This is a genomic window from Peptococcaceae bacterium 1198_IL3148 (genome assembly GCA_036763105.1).
GTDB lineage: Bacteria > Bacillota > Desulfotomaculia > Desulfotomaculales > Desulfohalotomaculaceae > JBAIYS01.
Genome location: JBAIYS010000058.1, coordinates 1 through 316, shown reverse-complemented (window position 1 = coordinate 316; position 316 = coordinate 1). Strand labels below are relative to the sequence as shown.

General features: G+C 44.6%; 1 rRNA gene. It reads left to right on the top strand.

Going from position 1 to position 316, the window contains the following annotated elements:
- Positions 1–316: ribosomal RNA gene (locus tag V6C27_14885) — 23S ribosomal RNA — on the top strand; the annotation flags it as partial.

The following is a 316-nucleotide window of genomic DNA, read 5'->3' as shown; positions in this document are numbered from 1 at the left end:
GGCTAAGTTATACACCGAAGCTTTGGTTGGGATGGAATTACTAGTATATCCAATTGGCACAAGTGGTCCATTTAATTTGCAAAATCATCCCTAAACAAAAGCATTCATTCAACAAAAGATTTTGCAAAAAATGTTTCCCAGGGGCTAAGTTATGAGAGACACAAGGGTGTAGTAGTAATTCCATCCCAAGGTAGGGGAGCGTTCCTACAGCGTTGAAGCAGTACCGCAAGGAGCTGTGGAGTGGTAGGAAGTGAGAATGCCGGTATGAGTATGCGATAAGGCAGGTGAGAATCCTGCCCGCCGAAAACCCAAGGTT